Annotated in this window: 15 protein-coding genes; 13 read left to right on the top strand and 2 right to left on the bottom strand. The window is 61.2% G+C overall.

The genetic code is table 11. From position 1 onward, the window contains the following. Positions 1–12 precede the first annotated feature (12 nt). From bglB to QWE_RS25515, 11 genes are all read left to right on the top strand, one after another. Entirely contained in the window at positions 13–1,119 is a 1,107-nt protein-coding gene (gene bglB, locus QWE_RS21115; protein WP_006728213.1) for a beta-galactosidase BglB, read from the top strand. 113 nt (positions 1,120–1,232) lie between these two features. After that, positions 1,233–1,595, top strand: coding sequence for a thiol-disulfide oxidoreductase DCC family protein (locus QWE_RS21110; protein ID WP_040300830.1), 363 nt, complete (start codon positions 1,233–1,235; stop codon positions 1,593–1,595). A 307-nt stretch (positions 1,596–1,902) separates the two neighbouring features. Next, a complete protein-coding gene (locus QWE_RS21105) occupies positions 1,903–2,163 on the top strand; it encodes a DUF4212 domain-containing protein (RefSeq protein ID WP_006728211.1) in 261 nt (86 codons plus the stop codon). 12 nt (positions 2,164–2,175) lie between these two features. Beyond that, positions 2,176–3,942 (top strand): sodium:solute symporter family protein, encoded by a 1,767-nt coding sequence (locus QWE_RS21100; RefSeq protein WP_006728210.1) that lies wholly within the window; start codon positions 2,176–2,178, stop codon positions 3,940–3,942. An 86-nt stretch (positions 3,943–4,028) separates the two neighbouring features. Next, the gene (locus tag QWE_RS21095; protein WP_006728209.1) at positions 4,029–5,855 is read left to right on the top strand and encodes a DUF294 nucleotidyltransferase-like domain-containing protein; all 1,827 of its coding nucleotides are present in this window, start codon (positions 4,029–4,031) and stop codon (positions 5,853–5,855) included. Between the two features lie 11 nt (positions 5,856–5,866). Beyond that, a complete protein-coding gene (locus QWE_RS21090; protein ID WP_006728208.1) occupies positions 5,867–6,388 on the top strand; it encodes a hypothetical protein in 522 nt (173 codons plus the stop codon). Positions 6,389–6,395: 7 nt separating this feature from the next. Then, positions 6,396–8,465: a 3'-5' exonuclease gene (locus QWE_RS21085; protein ID WP_006728207.1), complete on the top strand. Its 2,070-nt coding sequence runs from the start codon at positions 6,396–6,398 to the stop codon at positions 8,463–8,465. Positions 8,466–8,720: 255 nt separating this feature from the next. Next, positions 8,721–9,665 carry a Bug family tripartite tricarboxylate transporter substrate binding protein gene (locus tag QWE_RS21080; protein ID WP_006728206.1) on the top strand — a complete coding sequence of 315 codons (945 nt, stop codon included), beginning with the start codon at positions 8,721–8,723 and terminating at the stop codon, positions 9,663–9,665. After that, positions 9,662–10,159, top strand: coding sequence for a tripartite tricarboxylate transporter TctB family protein (locus QWE_RS21075; protein WP_006728205.1), 498 nt, complete (start codon positions 9,662–9,664; stop codon positions 10,157–10,159). The genes QWE_RS21080 and QWE_RS21075 overlap by 4 nt, the downstream gene beginning before the upstream one ends. 10 nt (positions 10,160–10,169) lie before the next feature. Further along, positions 10,170–11,687: a tripartite tricarboxylate transporter permease gene (locus tag QWE_RS21070; protein ID WP_006728204.1), complete on the top strand. Its 1,518-nt coding sequence runs from the start codon at positions 10,170–10,172 to the stop codon at positions 11,685–11,687. A gap of 140 nt (positions 11,688–11,827) precedes the next feature. Continuing rightward, positions 11,828–11,992, top strand: a complete 165-nt coding sequence (locus QWE_RS25515; protein ID WP_006728203.1) for a hypothetical protein — start codon at positions 11,828–11,830, stop codon at positions 11,990–11,992. A gap of 138 nt (positions 11,993–12,130) precedes the next feature. On the opposite strand, the gene QWE_RS21065 is transcribed toward QWE_RS25515, so the two are convergent. After that, entirely contained in the window at positions 12,131–13,948 is a 1,818-nt protein-coding gene (locus tag QWE_RS21065) for a sensor histidine kinase (RefSeq protein ID WP_006728202.1), read from the bottom strand. 264 nt (positions 13,949–14,212) lie between these two features. On the opposite strand from QWE_RS21065, the gene QWE_RS21060 reads away from it, so the two are divergent. Further along, the gene (locus tag QWE_RS21060; protein WP_006728201.1) at positions 14,213–15,340 is read left to right on the top strand and encodes a PAS domain-containing protein; all 1,128 of its coding nucleotides are present in this window, start codon (positions 14,213–14,215) and stop codon (positions 15,338–15,340) included. Beyond that, positions 15,337–15,741 (top strand): response regulator, encoded by a 405-nt coding sequence (locus tag QWE_RS21055; protein ID WP_006728200.1) that lies wholly within the window; start codon positions 15,337–15,339, stop codon positions 15,739–15,741. Before QWE_RS21060 ends, QWE_RS21055 begins: the two co-directional genes overlap by 4 nt. Positions 15,742–15,743: 2 nt before the next feature. Here the strand turns inward: QWE_RS21055 and QWE_RS21050 are convergent, their stop codons facing one another. After that, complete coding sequence (locus QWE_RS21050; RefSeq protein ID WP_040300829.1) at positions 15,744–16,418, bottom strand: BA14K family protein; 675 nt, start codon at positions 16,416–16,418, stop codon at positions 15,744–15,746. Positions 16,419–16,452 lie beyond the last annotated feature (34 nt).

The following is a 16,452-nucleotide window of genomic DNA, read 5'->3' as shown; positions in this document are numbered from 1 at the left end:
GGATTTTCGCGCATGTTGTTTCCCGCTCCCGAAGTTCTTTCAGAAGCCCTTTCCCGTGTCGCCATTGGTCTTGCCAGACTGAAGGGGATCAACGAAACCGCCGATCTGTCAGACGGCGGCTATGATCTCCAGTTCGATGAATGGGACTGGGAAGTGGGTGTGGGTATCTATGGTCTCCTGCGCCATGCAGAGGCTGTCAACGACCGGTCCCTGATCGAAGCGATCGCGCGCTGGTATGACTGGCAGATCGGTCGTGGCCTGCCGCCGCGCCAGGTCAATTCCAGCTCGCCGATGCTTCCGCTCTGCGTGTTGATCGATCACGTCGATCGCCCGGATTGGGAAGAGCTCGTTTGCGACTGGGCACAATGGCTGGTCACGTCGCTTGCGAAGACCGAGGACGGCGGGTTTCAGCATGTCGTCAAGGAGCGGATGAACGATGGCGAGCTCTGGGACGACACCCTGTTCATGACCTGCCTGTTTCTCGCCAGGGCTGGGCAGCGTTTCGGCCGCCAGGACTGGATCGAGGAGGCCTTTTACCAGTTCATGGTGCATGAGCGTTATCTCGCCGACCCCGTGACCGGATTGTGGTATCACGGCTGGACCTTCAACGGTCGGCATAACTTCGCGAAGGCCTTCTGGGCGCGGGGCAATTCCTGGATCACGGTTGCCATACCCGAACTCCTCGGTCTGGTAGATCAGGTGCCCGAACACCTGAAGCGTCATCTGGTCTGCATCCTCGGTTCGCAGTTGAAAACACTTGCCGCGCAGCAGCGGGAGAACGGGATGTTCAACACGCTGGTCTGCGATCCGACCTCGCCGGAAGAAACCTCGGCCACGGCAGCCATCGCCTATGGCATCCTGCGTGGCATCGATCTCGGGATTGTCGAGGAGAGTTACCGGCCAATCGCGGAACGAGCCCTGGATGCGGTTCTCACCAGAATCGACGCCAGCGGCATCGTCCTTGAAGTTTCGGACGGTACGCCGATGGGCCACACCCTGGAATTTTACCGGCAGATCCCGAATGTTCCTGCCCCGTATGGCCAGGCGCTGGTGATGCTGCTTCTGGCTCGCGCCATGAACGATGCGACGTCCGCGAGCGACCGGGCCCGACCGCTCTAGAGAAGACGCTGTCTAAGGCGACGAAAATGAGGCAGCGGCGCGACGCCGCATTGCCGGAGGGCAGTTTTGGTCCCAGTTATGGGGGATAGAAGCTCTTCAGGTGAAAGGCGACCATGTCTCCTCAGGTGACCGTCTGGTACGACAGCAGCTGTCCTCTCTGCCAGCGAGAGATCGCCTTGATGCGCCGTCTCGACAGTCGCGGTGCGATCAACTTCATCGATGCCTGCGACCCTCAAGGCAGCTGTCCGATCGATCGAGTCGAGCTCTTGGCGCGCTTCCATGCAGAAGAGGGGGGAAAACTCTTGTCGGGTGCAGCTGCTTTTGCGGCGATGTGGCGTGCGATTCCGTTGTTGCGACCGCTCGGTCTCCTGGCCGGTTGGAAGCCGATGACGCCCATCTTCGAAGCCGGCTATCGGCGTTTTTTGCGCATTCGTCCGCGCCTGCAACGTCTGGTCCGCTCCTCCTCAACTCAATGATTTCGTTGCCGTAAGGCGCAGTTGGATGTGGCCTGTCGCGAGACGGCTCTCGGATTGCCTGCGGCCGTGACTGGAGGGTGTCGGATCCCCGGATATATTGCTGCCTCCCTGTACCAATTCTTGCTGCGATGCAGCAAATCCTCCCGCAATACAGTGCCTCCTGCGACTAACGGAGAATGTACGATCTCCAGCGGATTCGTTACTCCTAGACAATTGTCTATTCCGCCTTGGGACAAGGATTGGCGGAATCGACGTGGAGGCAAGAGACGTCCCGGGGACGTCTCATCGAGGAAAGGGAGGAGTACTCGTGACGGATAAATCTTCGTCTAACGCTTACTGGGCAGCAAACGTTCGCATCATCTACATCTGCTTGGCGATCTGGGCCATCGTATCCTACGGATTCGGTATCCTGCTTCGTCCGGCTTTGTCCGGCATCGCCGTCGGCGGAACCGACCTCGGCTTCTGGTTCGCCCAGCAAGGCTCGATCGTCGTCTTCATCGCGCTGATCTTCGGCTACTCGGTGTACATGAACAAGATCGACCGCGAATTCGGCGTCGACGAGCAGTAAGGCGGACCCACAATGGATCAGTATACACTCAATCTGCTGATCGTAGGCGCGTCCTTTGCGCTTTACGTCGGTATCGCCATCTGGGCTCGTGCCGGAACCACGGCCGAGTTCTACGCCGCCAACCGCGGCGTCAACCCGGTCCTGAACGGCATGGCAACTGCGGCCGACTGGATGTCGGCAGCTTCCTTCATCTCCATGGCCGGCCTCATCGCCACCGTTGGTTATGGCAACTCCACCTACCTCATGGGCTGGACCGGCGGCTACGTGCTGCTCGCACTCCTGCTCGCTCCCTACCTGCGCAAATTCGGCAAATACACCGTGCCGCAGTTCATCGGTGACCGCTTCTACAGCCAGGGCGCGCGCCTGACGGCTGTCGTCTGCCTGATCATCATCTCGGTCACCTACGTTATCGGTCAGATGACCGGTGCCGGCGTCGCGTTCTCGCGCTTCCTGGAAGTCAACGTCTCGACCGGTCTCTGGATCGCGTCTGCCGTCGTGTTCTGCTACGCCGTTCTCGGCGGCATGAAGGGCATCACCTACACGCAGGTCGCCCAGTACATCGTTCTGATCATCGCCTACACCATTCCGGCGATCTTCATCTCGCTGCAGCTGACCGGCAATCCGATCCCGTGGTTCGGCCTCTTTGGCACGCATACGGAATCTGCACTGCCTCTGCTGCAGAAGCTTGACCAGGTCGTCACCGACCTCGGCTTCAATGCCTACACCGCTCAAGGCTCCATGCTGAACATGACCCTGTTCACGCTGTCGCTGATGATCGGTACCGCCGGTCTGCCGCACGTCATCATCCGCTTCTTCACCGTTCCGAAGGTGTCTGATGCGCGTTGGTCTGCCGGTTGGGCGCTCGTCTTCATCGCGCTTCTCTATCTGACGGCTCCGGCTGTCGGCGCCATGGCACGCCTCAACATCATCAACACCATCTTCCCGGCTGGCACTGAGCAGGAAGCCGTCCTTTACGATGAGCGTCCGGACTGGATGCGCACCTGGGAAGTCACGGGTCTCCTGAAGTTCGAGGACAAGAATGGCGATGGCCGCATCCAGTATTACAACGATGCTGCCGCCGGCTTCACCGAAACCGCCACTCAGCGTGGTTGGGCAGGCAACGAACTGACGATCAACAACGACATCCTCGTTCTTGCCAACCCGGAAATCGCACAGCTGCCGGGCTGGGTTATCGCCCTGATCGCTGCCGGTGGTCTCGCAGCCGCTCTGTCGACCGCTGCCGGCCTCCTGCTCGCCATCTCGTCTGCGATCAGCCACGATCTGATCAAGGACTTCCTGAAGCCGGATATTTCGGAAAAGGGAGAACTCATGGCGGCACGTATTGCCATGGCAGGCGCAATCCTGGTCGCAACCCTGCTGGGCCTCAACCCGCCAGGCTTTGCTGCCCAGACCGTTGCTCTGGCCTTCGGTCTTGCGGCTGCAACGATCTTCCCGGCTCTGATGATGGGCATCTTCTCGAAGCGCATCAACTCCGTCGGCGCCACCCTCGGCATGATCGTCGGCCTCGTGGTTACCTGCTTGTACCTGTTCACCTATCTGGGCTGGTTCTTCATCGCAGGTACCAACATGATGGAGAACGTTCCGGCCAACTACCTGTTCGGCATCCCGCCGACGGCATTCGGCCCGATCGGCGCGCTGCTCAACTTCGCCACGGCCTACATCGTGTCGATGATGACCCAGGCTCCGCCGAAGCATGTCCAGGATCTCGTCGAATCCATCCGCGTTCCGCGCGGTGCGGGTCAGGCGACCGGTCACTGATTAAGACCAGCGGGAGGGGCGAGCAGATCGCCCCTCCTGTCCCTCAAACAGCCAGGGCACCTTCGTGCCGCATGAGGGCAAATCCGATGATCCAGGCACAATCCGACGTGCTGGCCTTTCTCGAGACCGTCCATCCCTATGACAGTCTTCCGAGAGACGAGATCGAACGGGTCTCGACCCGCTTCCAGGAACTTTCCTTTTCGGCTGGTGCCGAAATCTATCACCGCGGCTCGCCGCTGCCCGGCATCTTCCTGATCATGGACGGGGCGGTGGAAATCATGGATGCCACCAATACGGTGGTCTCCGAGCTTGCGCCTCGCAACTCCTTCGGTGAACGCGGTCTTCTGGCCGATGGTTTCGCGGCGACGACGGCAACGGCTCGCAGCAACTGCACGCTGCTGATGCTGCCGAAGGACGAGTTCCGCCGCCTGATGCAGGAGCAGGCGGTGTTTGCCCGCTTCTTCACCCGCGGCCGGTTTGCCGATAGCCGGCGTGGCGACATGGCAATCCAGAAGGTCAGCGAGTTGATGTCGCGCCCCCCCATCGTCTGCGCGCCCACCGATACCGTGCGCTCGGCTGCCACGCTCATGCGGGAACGGCATGTCTCGAGCCTCGGCGTCGTGGATGGCGGACGTTTTCTTGGTATTCTCACCACCCGTGACCTCGCGGGGCGCGTGCTCGCCGAGGGGCTCGACCCCGACGCGACGGCAGTGTCTGCCGTGATGACCGCCGATCCGGTCGGATTGCCCGGAGAGGCGCTGGGGTCCGACATCCTGCATCTGATGCTGGAGCGGCGTGTCGGGCATCTGCCCGTGGTCGAGGGCGATCGGCTTGTCGGAATGATCACCCAGACCGATCTCATCCGCTTTCATGCGATCAGCTCGGCGCAGCTGATCCGGGACATAGCAACGGCAGAAACGCCGGAGGCGATGCGGGCGATCAGCACGCGCATCCCGCAACTGCTTGTCCAGCTTGTCGGCAGCAACAATGCCCATGAGGTGGTCACGCGGCTGATTACCGATATCGCCGATAGCGTCACCCGCCGGCTGATCATGCTGGCGGAGCGGGAGCTCGGGCCGCCGCCCGTTCCCTATGTCTGGCTCGCCTGCGGCAGTCAGGGCCGGCAGGAGCAGAGCGGCGTCAGCGATCAAGACAATTGCATCTTCATCGAAGACGGCGTCGAGCCCGAGGAAATGCCGTGGTTCCAGCAGCTGGCCGCCAAGGTCAGCCGCGGTCTCGACATCTGTGGATATTTCTACTGCCCGGGCGACATGATGGCGACCAATCCACGCTGGTGCCAGCCGGTCTCGGTTTGGCGGAGCTATTTCCGTGACTGGATCTACAGGCCCGATCCGACCGCACAGATGCTGGCCAGCGTGATGTTCGATCTGCGGCCCATCTGTGGTGCATCGTCGCTTTATCAGGATCTGCAGGCCGAAACTCTCGAAGAGGCGAGCCGCAACTCGATCTTCACCGCCCACATGATCAGCAACTCGTTGAAGCACGCGCCCCCGCTCGGGCTGTTGAGGGGGTTTGCCACGATCCGCAGCGGTGAACATCGCAACCAGATCGACATGAAGCACAACGGGGTGGTGCCGGTTGTCGATCTCGGACGGGTCTATGCCCTGATGGGCAGGCTCTCGCCCGTGAATACGCGGGCGCGACTGCTTGCGGCGGAGGAGGCAGGGATCATCTCCGGTGCCGGAGCCCGGGATCTGATTGCAGCTTACGATCTCATTGCCGACATGCGCCTGCGCAACCAGGTTCGGCAGGTGCGTGACGGTCGCAAGCCCGACAACTTTCTGGCACCCTACGATTTCGGCGATTTCGAGCGTTCGCATCTTCGCGATGCCTTCGTCGTCGTCAGAACCATGCAATCGGCGCTCGCCAATGGCGGACGAGCGCCCGTCTGAAGGAATGAAGAATGCTGTTTGAGTTGATCGCCGCGGTGGTTGCCGGTGTTGCTCTGGCGGGGGTGGCGATGCTGCTGCGCTGGATGAGCCGAGGTTTGCTGCCGAAGTGGATCGTCCCGGCCATGGCCGGCCTCGGTATGTTGAGCTATTCGATCTGGAGCGAGTACAGCTGGTTCGATCGTATGAACATCGCCTTGCCCGGCATCGCGGTCTCCTGGAAAAACGAGCAGACGGCGTTCTGGCGCCCCTGGTCCTATATCGAGCCTGTGACCACCCGATTCATCGCGCTTGATGTGAGGGGGGCGAAGCGGCATCCGAACCAGCCGGGCCTCGTCATGGTCGACGTCCTGCTCGTCTCTCGCTGGCAACCGGTGACGCCGGTCAAGGTGGTCTATGACTGCCAGAATGCACAGCGGGCGGATCTGGTTACCCCGGATATCAATATTGCCGATGACGGCAGCCTTCAGGGTGCCGAGTGGAGCAAGGTCGCGCCTGATGATGCCGCATTGAAAATCGCGTGTTCGACAGGGTGAGGGACAAATGACCAGGATCAGCCTGCGCGGACGTATCCTGCTGTTCTTCGTGGCGCTGGCGGCCGGTGCCGTGGCGGCCTTGGCTGTCGGTCTGTGGTTCGGTTACCACCGCGAGGGTAGCCCGGACATGCTGAACGCCTTCATGCAGAGTGCTATCGCTGCCGGCTTTCTGATCCTCGCTCTGATCACCTGGGTCTGGTTTCTCTTCGACACGCATCTCGCCCGCCCGATCGACAAGGTCGCATCGGCCATGCGTGCCCGGGCGCATGCCGATGTGGCCAATGACTTCCAGGCAGAAGAGGCACGCTATCTCGGGGATCTTGCCGATGCCGCATCCGCAACCGCGGCGACCCTTGCACAAACGCGAGGCGCGCTCGCGGAACAGGTGCAGCGGGAGACTACGCGCCTGTCGTCCGACAAGAACAAACTCGAACAGCTGCTCGCCGACGTGCCACCCGCCGTTCTTCTCTGCACAGGCAGACATCATCTCGTCTTCTACAACGGTGTGGCACAGCAGATGCTTGCGGGCTTACAGCGCCCCGTTTGCCTTGATCGCAACATCTTCGACTATCTGAGTGAAGGGCCGATCCGCGACGCGCATCACCGGCTTCTTGAAAGCTCGGATCCGGACGCGGTGGTTGAATTCATCTGTCTCAGCACCTGCGGTCGGCGCAGGCTCGCCGGGCGCATGAGGCTCGCCAGCGACAATGGCGGCGATCCGGCGGCCTATGTCATGACCCTGCGCGATGTGACGACCGAAGTTGCGGCCTATGCCCGGCGTGACGCTCTTCTCGGTGACGTGTTCCTGCAGGTCCGGCCCATCGTCTCGGATCTGCGCCATGCACTTGTCTCGCATGGCCCCGGTACGGGAGCCGATGCCCCTGTTTCGGCGCAGCTGCAGGCGCTGGATGCGACGCTCGCGGATCTCGAGGCCCGCTTTGAAAGCTGTCGGTCCGATGGTTGGCCAATGGCGCCGACGGATGTGCGGGAGCTTGCCGGCCAACTCCGCCGCGACCTCGAGGGCCAGAAGCTCACGCTCGACGTCGAGGTCGCAGAAATTGCAGTCCGCTGCAATGCCTTCGATATCGTCAGTCTCCTCGGACACCTCGTTTCCCGTGTCAGCACGGCGACTGCTGCTGCCCATTTTCATCTCACGATCAGCGAGGTCCAGGGTGCTGCCGACCTGACCTTGTCCTGGAAGGGCGGCGCTATGTCGCCCGAAAGCGTGGATCACTGGCTGGAAGAGCCGGTCTTTGACGGCGGTGTGACCTGCGAGACGATCCTCAAGACCCATGGCATCGTCCTTGTCGTCGGGGGGGATGAGGACGCTCCGTCGATTTCGACCCGGCTGCGGCCAATCGAGCGGCTGCGACCGACTGGAGCGGACATGTCGCGGCATGTCGTCTACGACTTCGATCTGCTGTCGCGGCTGCATTACGAGAAGATCTCCGACGCTAGGCTCGATGGGCTGACCTATGTGGTCTTCGACACGGAAACGACGGGCTTGCTGCCGGAACAGGGCGACGAAATCGTCCAGATCGCTGCTGTCCGCATCGTCAATGGAAAGCGCGTCAAGAACGAGGTGTTCGACTTGCTCGTCAATCCGGGGCGGCCGATACCTCCGTCCTCATCCGCAATCCATGGCGTGACGGACGCGATGGTCGCAGATGCGGTGAGCGTTCAGGAGGCCGTGCGGCAGTTTCACCGCTTTGCGGAAGGGGCTGTGCTCGTGGCACACAATGCGCCGTTCGACATGGAGTTTCTCACGCGACGGGAGAAGGAAGTCGGGCTGCGCTTCATGAACCCGATCCTGGATACGGTGCTGGTGTCAGCCGCCGCCTTCGGCCGCGCCGAAACACATACGCTCGATGCGCTCGCCGACAGGCTCGGTGTGCATATCGACGAGAAAGATCGCCACACGGCACTCGGCGATGCGATTGCGACCGCCGACGTCTTCATCAAGCTGAAGGACATGCTGGCGGGGCGCGGCCTGGTACGGTTCGGTGAAGTGCTGACCGAATTGCGCGGTCATCAGCGGCTCGTTCGCGATCTCAACGATCAGGCCCGCGTGTCCTGAGTGTAAGTCAGTCCTGACGCATTTCTCCGCCGACAACCACTTCAATGCCCTCAGTCAAGGTCCAGCGCGATGACAGGTGCGTGACAGGTTTCGCTGCTAGGTCTATTGTCACATCTTCCCGTGGAGGCGGGACCAGATGGGACTGGGAGGAGCAGGTCACGGCCTGAAGCGGCGTCGTCCGCATGATGCACAACCGCGCTCTCCCCACAGATCATTCGCAAGCGGCAATGACCGCATTGATGGTGGAGGACTATCTTGAAACACTTTTTCCTGGCTTCGTTCCTTGCAGGCGCTCTCGCTCTTCCGGCTGCGGCTGCCGACTACACGATCATCGCTCCGGCTGCGCCTGGCGGCGGCTGGGACCAGACGGCTCGCTCTCTGCAGCAGGTGATGCAGGCTGAAGGCATTTCCGGCAATGTTCAGGTTGTGAACGTGCCGGGCGCTGGCGGCACCATCGGACTTGCCCAGTTCGCCAGCCAGCAGAAGGGCAACCCGAACGCCCTGATCGTCGGTGGCTATGTCATGGTCGGTGCGATCCTGACCAACCAGTCGCCGGTGACGCTGGCGGATGTTACGCCGATCGCCCGCCTGACGGGTGAATATGAAGCGATCGTCGTCCCCGCCAATTCCGATATCGAGAACATCGGCCAGCTCGTTGAAAAGCTGAAGGCCGATCCGGGTTCCGTGTCCTGGGCTGGCGGCTCGGCTGGTGGTACCGACCACATCGGTGCTGGCCTGATCGCCAAGGCTGCTGGCGTCGACCCGACCAAGATCAACTACATCGCCTATTCTGGCGGCGGTGAAGCGCTTGCTGCCATCCTCGGCAGTCAGGTGACCGTCGGCATCTCCAGCTATGGCGAATTCCAGGCGCAGGTTGAGGCGGGTACGCTTCGTCTGCTCGCTGTTTCCAGCGCCGAGCGTATCGAAGGTGCCGATGCTCCGACGCTCAAGGAAAGCGGTCTCGATGTCGTGCTGCAGAACTGGCGTATGGTTGCGGCCGCTCCAGGCCTGACCGACGAACAGAAGGCCGCCGTCACGGCTGATATCGAAAAGCTCGCGAAGTCGGCTGGCTGGCAGGAAACGTTGAAGACCAAGAACTGGCAGGACACCTACCTTGCCGGCGCTGCCTTTGAAGAGCAGCTCGCCAAGGACATCGCTGCCACCGAGGCCATTCTCAAAGACATCGGTCTGGTGAAATGAGCACGGAAGGTCATTCTTCCGGACATCGTACGCGTCGCCCAGATTGGGCGGCGCTGGTCATCGCCGCGGTGCTGGTCGCCGTGGCGGGCCTGATCTTTTACGATGTCGTCGCCCGTCTGCAAGGCGGTAACAGCTATTCCGGGATCGGTCCTGCGACGGTGCCGAAGGGCATTGCCATCGGTCTGATCGGCCTTGGCATCTGGACGGTGTTCGCTGCGATGCGCCGAGATCTTCCGGAGCGCGAGCATCAGGAGCTACCGCCTGTGCTTTTCATCGTGGCCGGGCTCGCAGCGCAGATGCTGCTCCTGAAAACGCTGGGCTTCTCGCTTGCAACAGGTGTTCTGTTCGCCATGACCGCGGCCGGCTTCGGGAAAAGGAAGTTCTGGATCTCGCTGCCCGCAGGCATAGCTCTCTCGTTCGTCGTGTGGATCCTCTTCGCGCGTTTCCTGCAACTGTCATTGCCGGCGGGTCCACTCGAACGGCTGTTCTTCTGAGGGGAACCCCGTGAATACGTTTGATTTCCTTCTCCAGGGGCTGGCGATCGCCGCTCAGCCGATCAACCTATTCTACGCGCTGATCGGCGTTACGCTCGGCACGCTCGTCGGCGTCCTACCGGGCATCGGTCCTGCGCTGACCGTCGCACTCCTGCTGCCGGTGACCTACCAGCTCGATCCCGCCGGTTCGCTGATCATGTTTGCCGGCATTTACTATGGCGGGATGTATGGCGGCTCGACGACGTCGATCCTGCTCAACACGCCAGGCGAGAGCGCGTCGATCGTGACCGCGCTCGAAGGCAACAAGATGGCCCGCGCCGGGCGTGGCGGGCCGGCGCTCGCCACGGCCGCGATCGGCTCCTTCGTTGCCGGCCTTCTGGCAACCATCGCGCTTGCTTTCATTGCGCCCTATGTCGTGAAATTCGCCCTGTCCTTCGGTCCGCGCGAATACTTCGCGCTGATGATGCTCGCCTTCGTTACCGTCTCCGCAGCCTTCGGCGACTCGACCCTGCGCGGCCTGACAGCACTCTTTGTCGGCCTCGCCTTCTCGATCGTCGGCATCGATCAGCTGACCGGCCAGACACGACTGAGTTTCGGCGTGCCGGATCTGCTCGATGGCCTCGAAGTCACCACGCTTGCGGTTGCGATGTTCGCCATCGGCGAGACGCTCTATGTCGCGGCCCAAGGAGCCCGGGCTCCGGAAAAGGTCGAAGCCGTGCGTGGTTCGCTCTGGATGAACAAGTCCGATTGGAGCCGCTCCTGGAAGCCCTGGCTTCGTGGTACGGCGATCGGTTTCCCGATCGGCGCCATGCCTGCCGGTGGTGCCGACGTGTCGAGCTTTCTGTCCTATTCAGCGGAGAAGCAGTTCTCGAAGCATCCGGAAGAGTTCGGGAAAGGTGCGATCGAGGGTGTCGCCGGGCCAGAGGCGGCCAACAATGCCTCTGCTGCCGGAACGCTGGTTCCGCTGCTGACGCTCGGCCTGCCGACCACGGCGACCGCTGCGATCATGCTTGCGGGTTTCCAGCAGTTTGGCCTGCAGCCAGGCCCACTGTTGTTTGCGACCAATCCGCAGCTCGTCTGGGGTCTGATTGCCTCGCTGCTGATCGCCAACTTCATGCTGCTCGTCCTCAACCTGCCGCTGATCGGTCTCTGGGTTCGGCTCCTGACCATTCCCAAGCCGTGGCTCTATGCCGGCATTCTGGTGTTTGCGACGCTCGGCACGATTGGCGCCAATCCGTCGGTGTTCGAACTCGGACTGCTCCTGACCTTCGGTGTGCTCGGCTATGTCATGCGCGTCTTCGGCTATCCGATCGCCCCTGTGATCGTCGGCCTGATCCTCGGGCCGATGGCCGAGCAGCAGCTGCGCCGTGCCTTGTCAATCAGCCAGGGCGACCCGACAGTTCTGGTGACGTCGCCAATTGCAGCAATCCTGTTGGCGCTGGCCGCCATTGCCCTGATCGTGCCGATGATCCTTCGGGCGCGGGGCAAGGGCCAGGTTCTGGCTCAGGTCGCCGGCAGCGAGGACTGATGCCTCAATTGCCATGTCCCGATGCAGTGTCCGATTAACCCGGCCTGCATCGGTTGCATGGCTGTCGTGACTTTCCGTCCATTGTATTTCGGTCGTTGGAGTATCATCTTCTGCTTGCAAACAAGAAAGCGAGCAAAGAAATGTCTAGCCTCCGCAAGTCCATCCAGCAGGGTTTCCTCGGTCGTGCCATCGCCGTATTCGGCGCTGCAAGCTCTGCCGCTGCCGCTGTCGAAGGGCATCGTCGTCCGAAGGATCACCACCTGAAGACGCTCGGAATCAACCCCGCGGATTTCCCGCGCTACTGATTCGACATACAGGGATGGGCGCTATTGTCGCCGCCTGGCGCATCGAGCGCCAACGTCCCCAGCTGATCCTGCGAGCGCCCTATCCGGGCGCTCTTTGCATTTTGGCGCCACAAAAAACACGCGTGCTTCAAGCTGCGCTCACTTGGCAAGCCGATCTTCGGCTGCTTTGAGGGCAATGCTGACACCGCCCGGCAGCCACTCAAAATCGATGCTTCCGCCGAGGTGATGAATTGCGCTGGTGCGCGCGAGCTTGCTGCCGAAGCCCTCCTGGCTTGGAGCCTTGATCTCGGGCTTGGTGACATTTTCTTGCCATTCCAGATGCAGCGCATCCTGGTCCATCCGCCAGCGCACATCGAGCCTCCCATCCGCGTCGCGGAAGGGGCCATACTTTGCCGCATTGGTCGCAAGTTCATGAAAGATCAGGGCAAAGCTCGTCGATGCATGCGGGCCGAGACGGATTTCCGGGCCTTTTAGGGTGACTTGCCTGTCACGATCCGCCAGATGGGGGGAGAGGATCTCTTCCAGAAGTGCGTGGAAGGCAACGGTTTCTGCAGCTGAGGATCCGGCGCTGATTGCCGGCTGGATCAGGTGATGGGCCTTCGCCAGGGCCTGCAGGCGACCGTGCAGGGATTGTGCCATCACGCTCACCGACGGCGAGGACCGTGCAGTCATGTTGATCATGCCGGCGGTGATCGCAAAGAGGTTCTTGACGCGGTGGTTGAGCTCCCGCAGCAGAAGCTGACGTGCTTCTTCGGCCACCTTGAGATCGTGAATATCTGTGCAGGTCCCATACCAGCGGGTGATTTCGCCGTTCTCGTCACGCACGCACTGGGCGCGTCCGATGACCCAGCGATAGACACCGCTGCGATGTCGAAGACGGTATTCCACGTGATACGGTTCGCCGGTCTCCAGGCTGTGCTGCCACTTTGCCCGGGTTTCCGCCCGATCATCGGGATGAAAGACATTTTCCCATTCCGAGCCGTCGGTAAAGCCCTTGCTCACGCCGGTATATTCGTACCAACGCTGATTGAAGTAGTCGTGATAGCCATCCGGCCGGGTCGACCAGATCATCTGGTCGATCGAGTTCACGATGGCTTCGAAGCGCTGCTCACTTTCCCGCAGAGCCGCCATGGCCGTTGTCGCCTCGGTGACGTCGGAAGCCTGGATGAAGATGCCGGAGGGCTGGCCCGCCGTGTCGGTGATCGGCTGGAAGACGAAATCCACATACCGTCCCTGGCGCTCCCCATCGGCGCGCATGAATTCCACAGGCACCGCCTTACCCTGATAGGGTTCGTTGCTTGCATAGACGGTATCGAGCAGGTGGATAAAGCCCTGATCCTTGACCTCCGGCAGGGCCTCTTCAACCGATCGTCCCAGCAAGTTGCTTCGCTGCACGAGGTCTTCATAGGCCGGGTTGACCAGCTTGAACGTATGCGACGGGCCCTCCAGAATGGCGATCGCGGCCGGTGCCTGCGCAAAAAGCCGCCCCAGCCGGGCGATCTCTTCCTGGGTCTGGCGCCTCGCGAGGACGGCAGCCGTGGTTTCGTTGCCCTGGTTGAATATGCCGACGATGTTGCCGTGTTCGTCGCGAATGCTGGACAGGCTATAGTTCCAGTAGCCTTCCGTCGGAACGCCGTTGCGGTCCATGATCAGCAACTGGTCATAGGTTGTCACGCCTTCGCCGGTGGTCATCACCTGGCGGAATTGTGGCCCGACGACGTCCCAGATGTCCGACCAGACTTCGGCCGCCGGTTTGCCCAGAGCCCAGGGATGGCGTTCTGCCGGAATGGGTGCCCAGCTGTCGTTGTAGAGCAGCCGCATTTCCGGCCCCCAGTAGATGGCGGTCGGAAAGCTGGAGTTGAGACAGATCGAGAGGGCCGAGCGCAGGGCGGCTGGCCACTCCTCGATGGAGCCGAGACTGTCCGACCAATCGCGTTTCAGGATGAGCTCGGCCATCTGGCCACCATTCCTGAGAAAGCCGGGTATGACGTTAGGTTGCTCGTCGTTGGACATATATCCGGGTGCCTTGAGCTTCGCGTTACGGCTTCAAGTCTTGTCAGATAAGACAAACACGTTTGCGTGTCTATTGCCTGATATGGCTGGTCTCTGGCGGTCTTCGCATTTCAAAATTGCCATTCGTCAAAATTTTTTTAAATGGCCGCGGAACTTTTTCGTTGGGGCGCTGTTGTCGAGGGTGGCCTGTTCCAGGACTAGGTATGAATGTCTGATCAAAACTCCTCGCGGCGCGACGCACGAGACGCCGGCGACCGTCTTCTCGCCTCCCATCCCTCCGAGGATCCGTTCGCGGCAGCCTTCAAGGCTACCCGCATGCCGATGCTGATCACGGATCCGCGCCAGCCCGACAATCCGATCATTTTCTGCAATCAGGCGTTTTCGAACCTCACTGGTTACAGCATCGATGAACTTATCGGGCGCAATTGCCGTCTGCTGCAGGGACCGGAAACGGACAGCAATGCGGTCGCACGTCTGCGCGAGGCGATTGCGGCAGAGCAGGACCTTGCGATCGACATCCTCAACTACCGCAAGGACGGTAGCCAGTTCTGGAATGCGCTTTTCGTCAGCCCCGTCAGGGATGCCGACGGCGAAGTGGTCTACTTCTTTGCATCGCAGCTCGATTTCACCACGATCAAGAGCAAGGAGCTCGATCTGGCCGAAGCGCGGCATTCGGCCGAGCGTGAGGTCGCACGGCGAACGCATGATCTGTCGGAAGCGCTGAAGGCCCAGACGCTTCTGGTGCATGAGGTCGACCACCGTGTGAAGAACAACCTCCTGACCATCGCCTCGATCGTCAAGCTGCAGGCGCGGATGTCCGAAAACGATCTGGTGAAACGAACCCTGTTTTCGGTGCTCAATCGTGTCGAGGCGCTCAGCACGGTACAGCGAAAGCTGTTCACAAGCGCTGACCTTGGGCGTTTCGACGTGTCGGATTTTGCAAAGGATCTGATCGAGGATCTGGTGGGTGCCTTGAAGCGCGACGACATCCGGGTAACGACCGATCTTTCGCCCGTGTTCGTACCTGCGGTCAAGGCTTCGCCGCTTGCCCTCATCATCAATGAGCTGGTTCTGGATGCCGTGCGGCGGGGACTGAGCGATGGGGGTGGAGATATCCATCTAGAGGTGCGGCGAACCAACGGGCATTTCTTGATCCGGGTTACGGACACAACGAAGCCGGTCTCCGTCAACCCGGAGGAAGAAGCTTTCGGCAAGCTGATGCTGGAGACCTGTGCCAAGCAGTTGGGCGCGAAGATCGTGCGAGAGGTCGAGGGCTACCGGACCGATGTTCAGGTCACAATGCTGGTCGAAGAAGCAAAGGAAACAGAAGCTTGAGGATCATGATCGTCGAGGATGAGGCGCTTCTTGCCCTCGAGCTGGAGCTTGAAGTGGAGGCCGCCGGCCATGTCGTCGTGGGAACGGCCGCGTCGCGCAAGGCCGCCTTCGACATTATCGAATCCAGCACGCCGGAATTCGCCTTCGTCGATGTCCACCTCAGCGATGGTCCCTCAGGAATCGAGATCGGTCGTCGCCTTGCGGAACGCGAGGTTCCCTTCGTGTTCGTGACCGGGAACATCAAACGGATACCAGAAGATTTCGTCGGCGCCATCGGGGCAATCGAGAAGCCCTATACGATGAACGGCCTTCAAAATGCCCTGAGCTATATCAGTGAAAAAGTGGCCGGCGGTCAGACGGTTAGCCCGCCGCCGGGCCTCATTCTGGCCAAGGCCTGTTAGCGTCAGAACGACGCCAACTGACAGGGCTGCCGCGGGCCGCCGCCATAAGGCTGATAGGTGTTGTCGCTCGGACGATAGGAGCGATAGCGCTCCATGCAGGCCATGACGTGGCCTTCGTTTTCCATGCCAGCACCAGGATTGTTCCCGCCAGCACTGACGGTCATGACCTGCGCATCACCTTCGTCAAGCTCGGCCATGACCTCGACCTGATAGGGTGAGTCACAAGGGCGGGTCTCGCCGCTGAAGCTGCGATAGGTGTTGCGGACGGGATCGTAGGAACGATAGCGCGCTTCGCACCAGGAAAAATGCTCCGGAGGCAGCGTATCGGCGCCGAAGCCTGAGGTCGGTTCATCGATCGCGGCGGTGACAAGGATGTCGATGTCGGCAACCTCGGAACCCCGCTCGGATGCTGCGGTTTGCACACTCCGATCCGTCGCCTGTGCGTCCGGTTCGACCATCACGACATGGCTTGCATAGCGGGGTGGCAAGCGCTCCAGATTCTGTGCGGTCCTGTCGATCCGGACAGGCTCCATCGTCCAGAGGTCCTTGATGTCGAGGCCGGTGAATCGGTGGGGGTCTTCTTCCGGGGCGAGCGCGGCTGACGCGAGGACGACGCCACCAATCACCATCCCGGCGGCGAGCGCTGACGCTGAGAGCAGTTTTATAACGGGTTTCATCGGGATCTCCATCCATCGTCTGTGACAGGAGAAT

It is taken from the genome of Agrobacterium albertimagni AOL15 (genome assembly GCF_000300855.1).
Lineage (GTDB): Bacteria > Pseudomonadota > Alphaproteobacteria > Rhizobiales > Rhizobiaceae > Allorhizobium > Allorhizobium albertimagni.
The sequence above is the reverse complement of the archived record's forward strand: the minus strand, read 5'-3'. Positions and strand labels throughout refer to the sequence as shown.